Source organism: Robinsoniella sp., assembly GCF_034124845.1.
The window spans coordinates 1-4,489 of record NZ_JAWYAJ010000597.1 but is presented as its reverse complement, the minus strand read 5'-3'; the positions used below and the strand labels follow the sequence as shown (position 1 = coordinate 4,489).

Below are 4,489 nucleotides of genomic sequence, written 5' to 3'. Positions count from 1 at the left end.
GAACTCATTCCTGGTTCGTAGGGTTCTCAAATGTCAGCAGTCCTGATATTGTGGTCAGTGTCATAGCAGAAGACGGCGGTACCGGAAGCTCTGCAGCAGTGCCAATTGCACAGGCTGTATTCGATGCCTACTATAATAACGGTATGAATATGACCAATAATTAAGGTTGCATGATTTAAAAAAAAGAGTTATACTAAAACCAGTTAGGAGTGCACAACGCATAACAGGAGGGATTGCAATGGTCGAAGCAACGAGCTGTGGCGGTGTGGTAATATTTCGTGGTAAGATACTTCTTTTATACAAAAGTTACAAGAATAAGTATGAAGGATGGGTGTTGCCTAAAGGAACTGTAGAAGCTGGCGAGGAGTATAAGGATACAGCAATAAGAGAAGTATTGGAGGAAACGGGAGCCAAAGCATCAATTATTAAATATATTGGTAAAAGTCAATATACCTTTAATGTGCCGGAAGACACAGTAGCAAAGGATGTTCATTGGTATTTAATGATGTCCGACAGCTATTACAGTAAACCGCAGCGCGAAGAATATTTTGTGGATTCCGGGTATTATAAATTTCATGAAGCATATCATCTTTTAAAATTTGCCAATGAAAGAATAATCCTGGAAAAAGCATATAACGAATATTTAGACTTGAAGAAGTCGAATCTTTGGGGAAGTCGCAAATATTTTTAGAGCATGTTTGAAAATTATTTTTGACATTTTCGCTGATTTTCAAACAGGCTCTGGGATGATAAGAAGATACGAATGTGTATCTTCTTTCTTTTTCTTTTCTTTTCCTTTACGTTCATTATGGACTGGGTGGGCCTGTGTCTGAAATATTTCTTAAATTTCCTCTAATAAGATGAATTATTTTAAGAAATCTGTTAAAATATAAAATAGTTAGTAATATATACCAGAGGCGCAGAGGCTGCCTGGAAAGGAGCAATATATGCTGGAGAAGATTGATCTGACAAAGAAGATGGGGAAAAAAGAATTTAAGCAAACCATGGAAGAGCTCTCCGGAAAGCTTGGAACTTTGCAGAGAGAGTGCAGGAACTTAAAGATTCCGGTTATTATCGTTTTTGAAGGATTTGGTGCAGCAGGAAAAGGAACCCTGATCAATCAGCTGATTCAGCCGCTTGACCCCAGGGGATTTAACGTATATGCTATCAATGGGGAATCTGATGATGAACAGCTGCGTCCATTTTTATGGCGTTTCTGGACTAAGACACCGGAAAACGGACGGATTGCTATTTTTGACAGAAGCTGGTACAGGCGTGTTTTGATCGACCGTTTTGATAAGGTGACTACAGAAAAGCAGCTGGGACATGCTTATAATGAGATTGTTTCTTTTGAACAGCAGCTGACCGACGGCGGAAATGTTATGATTAAGTTTTTCCTGGACATTACGAAAAAGGAGCAGAAGAAGCGTTTCGATAAAATGCTGGAATCGAAAGAAACGGCATGGAAGGTTTCCAAAGGTGACTTAAAAAGAAATAAACATTTTGAAGAATACAAAATGATGAATGAGGAAATGCTTCAGAAAACAGATACGGACTTTGCGCCATGGACAATTATAGAGGCTATGGACCGAGAGTACGCAGCGGTTAAAATCATCACGACTGTAGTAAACTGTCTGGAAAAGCGGGTTGCGAATCAAAAAGAGCTGGAACGGCTTGCTAGGGAAGAAGAAAAGCTGGAGAACAAAGAAGTGGATGAAACCAAATCAGGCTTTCACTCATCGGTGTTAAGCAGTGTGGATCTCTCTTTGACGTATACAAAGGAAGAGTATAAGGAAAGGCTGGATGAACTGCAGAAGAAACTGGCTTTGCTGCACAGTGAATTATACCGCAGGCGGATACCTGTTATTTTGGGATTTGAAGGATGGGATGCGGGTGGAAAAGGCGGAGCCATCAAGCGGGTGACGCAGTGTCTGGACCCGAGAGGCTATGAGGTGAATCCAACAGCAGCGCCAAACGATATTGAAAAAGCACATCACTATCTGTGGCGCTTCTGGCAGACATTTCCCAAGGCCGGACACATTGCTCTCTATGACAGAACCTGGTATGGAAGAGTGATGGTAGAGCGGATTGAAGGTTTTTGCAGCACCCAGGAATGGAAACGGGCATATAAAGAAATTAATGATTTAGAGGCTACCCTTGCGCACAGTGGTGCAGTTGTGCTAAAATTTTGGATGCAGATTGATAAAGAAGAACAGGAACGCAGGTTCAAAGAACGCATGGAAAATCCGGAGAAGCAGTGGAAAATTACAGACGAAGACTGGCGCAATCGGGAAAAATGGGATGCTTATGAGGCGGCAGTGGATGAGATGTTAATCCGCACATCCACAACGTATGCCCCCTGGATCATTGTAGAAGGAAACTGCAAATACTATGCCCGGATAAAAGTCCTTGAGACCATCGTAGAAGCGCTTGAATCACGCATTAAGTAAAAGTGCCTGATATTATCCTAAAAAGTGCTTGAATCATGCATAAAGTAAAATAAAAAAGCAAGGTCAGGAATAAAAAAGATGAAATGGTATCAAAATCTATATATAGGCGAAACAGCAAGAAAGAAAAAAAAGAAAATAATATGGAAAATAAATCATAATGCAGGCCTGGTTGATGTGTATGTGGTTACACTGGCCGCCAATGGGACTGATTTATTTGATATCGTTTCATCCGCCGTCCTGATGCAAAAGGCAGTAAGGCGTAACTGCCCTTTGATTGTAGGGATTGCATGCGGCTATGATGAAGCAGTTCAGTTAGCCCTGAATATTGCTCTGGAGGTCTATAAAGAAACCGGCAGTTTTCAGGTACGCCAATATTTAGCCCGTAAGGAGAGAAAAGAAAGAAATTGACAGGTGTGAGAATATGCTACATATCATTTTGGTAATACTTAAGATTATAGGTATCATACTGGCAGTCATTTTGGCACTGTTACTTCTGGTTCTCCTGGCGGTGGTTTTTGTGCCTTTGCGATACCGTTTAACGCTTCAAAGAGAAGGTGATATTCTCTATGGACAGGGGAAAGCCAGTTATCTGCTTCATATCTTGACAGTGATGGCAGAATATAAAGAGGGCAAACCCAGATATGAGATCAGGCTTTTTGGAATACCGGTGGAAAAATTCAGAGTTTTAAAGAAAATTATAAAATTCAAAAAGCAGAGAAAAGAAAAGTCAGGAGATAAGAGCAAAGACAGTACAGGTACAGAAGAACAGCGGAATGAGCAGGCATCCCGCTCGATTGAGGAAAGGGTGCAGGGAGCGGAAGCGGCAGACTCTTCAAAGGCAGAAGAAAAAGTGACCGGAGACGGCAGCCTGTTAGATCTGACCGAACAGGTAAGAACAGAGCATAAAGAAGAAACGAAGCATACCGGAGAAAGCAGCCGGATAGAGAAAAAGGAAAGTTCGGATCATACAGAGAAAGCAGATCAGACGCAGCGAAGCAATGTCTTTGGAAAAATAAAATCTGCAGTAGGTAAGATATTGGATGTGATAAAGAAAATCTGGAATATCTTAAAGGGAATTCCAAAAGTAATCCGTAATATAATTTATAAACTTACCCATGTAAAAGGGCAGGTGCATAAATATCTGGAAATCATCCGTGCAGAAGAAACGAAGTTACTGTTTGGAAGTTCCCGGACAGAATTTCTGTATCTGTTGAAGCATTTTAAGCCCAGGAATGCAAAAGGCTATATTCGCTTTGGCACCGGAGATCCGGCAACAACAGGGCAGATTCTGGGAATAGCCGGATTGATTCTGCCGATTTATTCCACCAAAATTCAGGTTTATCCTGATTTTGATAAATCCATCTATGAGGGTCATGTAGTGATTCGCGGGCATATCCGCGCAATCCATCTTCTGAAATCAGGATGGAAAATCTTTAAAGATAAAAATACCAAAAAGTTCCTAAAACGTATTAGACAATAAGGAGGAAATAAACATGGCTTCAGACAATAATTTTCAGACAACCGTAGATTCATTATTCAAGGGGATGGACAGCTTTATCAATACAAAAACAGTAGTGGGAGATGCAATGTCAGTAGGTGATACCATAATTCTTCCCCTGGTAGATGTTTCATTTGGAGTTGCTGCAGGTGCCCTTTCCGGAGATGCCAAAAATAATGGCGGCGGAGCAATGGGAGGAAAGATGTCCCCAAGTGCAGTACTTGTGATACAAAATGGTACTACAAAACTAGTCAATGTGAAGAATCAGGATGGTCTTACCAAGATTCTGGATATGGTGCCTGATTTTGTAAATAAATTTGCTTCCGGCAAGACAGATACAGATACTGCAGGTGTTTCCGGGAAAGCAGATACAGACGCACCGGAAACTGACACAGTAGAAGAATAAAAAGTGTTAAATCGTTGGTTCCTGCATATGATATAGAAAAGAGATATGCAGGTGGACGGTTATGAAACGGATTGTTGGTTATACACTGTTTTGGATAGCAGTTGGGATGCTGTTAGCGCTATGCATGCCAAACGC

Annotated in this window: 5 protein-coding genes; all 5 read left to right on the top strand. The window is 41.1% G+C overall.

Translation table 11 applies throughout. From position 1 onward, the window contains the following. Positions 1-238: 238 nt before the first annotated feature. The 5 genes from ACH2DQ_RS29305 to ACH2DQ_RS29285 all read left to right on the top strand — a co-directional run bounded on the left by ACH2DQ_RS29305 (position 239) and on the right by ACH2DQ_RS29285 (position 4,354). Positions 239-691 (top strand): NUDIX hydrolase, encoded by a 453-nt coding sequence (locus ACH2DQ_RS29305; RefSeq protein ID WP_027293978.1) that lies wholly within the window; start codon positions 239-241, stop codon positions 689-691. A 256-nt stretch (positions 692-947) separates the two neighbouring features. Further along, entirely contained in the window at positions 948-2,450 is a 1,503-nt protein-coding gene (gene pap, locus ACH2DQ_RS29300; protein WP_394911175.1) for a polyphosphate:AMP phosphotransferase, read from the top strand. 78 nt (positions 2,451-2,528) lie between these two features. Continuing rightward, complete coding sequence (locus ACH2DQ_RS29295) at positions 2,529-2,858, top strand: hypothetical protein (RefSeq protein ID WP_394911176.1); 330 nt, start codon at positions 2,529-2,531, stop codon at positions 2,856-2,858. A gap of 13 nt (positions 2,859-2,871) precedes the next feature. Further along, on the top strand, positions 2,872-3,930 hold the full coding sequence (locus ACH2DQ_RS29290; RefSeq protein ID WP_394911177.1) for a DUF2953 domain-containing protein: 1,059 nt from the start codon (positions 2,872-2,874) through the stop codon (positions 3,928-3,930). Between the two features lie 13 nt (positions 3,931-3,943). Beyond that, a complete protein-coding gene (locus ACH2DQ_RS29285) occupies positions 3,944-4,354 on the top strand; it encodes a GerW family sporulation protein (protein ID WP_394911178.1) in 411 nt (136 codons plus the stop codon). Positions 4,355-4,489: the final 135 nt, after the last annotated feature.

What these genes read in the sequence shown, in the direction of transcription:
- ACH2DQ_RS29305 (WP_027293978.1), top strand. Translation starts at nt 239, where the DNA reads ATGGTCGAAGCAACGAGCTGTGGCGGTGTGGTAATATTTCGTGGTAAG.
- pap (WP_394911175.1), top strand. Translation starts at nt 948, where the DNA reads ATGCTGGAGAAGATTGATCTGACAAAGAAGATGGGGAAAAAAGAATTT.
- ACH2DQ_RS29295 (WP_394911176.1), top strand. Translation starts at nt 2,529, where the DNA reads ATGAAATGGTATCAAAATCTATATATAGGCGAAACAGCAAGAAAGAAA.
- ACH2DQ_RS29290 (WP_394911177.1), top strand. Translation starts at nt 2,872, where the DNA reads ATGCTACATATCATTTTGGTAATACTTAAGATTATAGGTATCATACTG.
- ACH2DQ_RS29285 (WP_394911178.1), top strand. Translation starts at nt 3,944, where the DNA reads ATGGCTTCAGACAATAATTTTCAGACAACCGTAGATTCATTATTCAAG.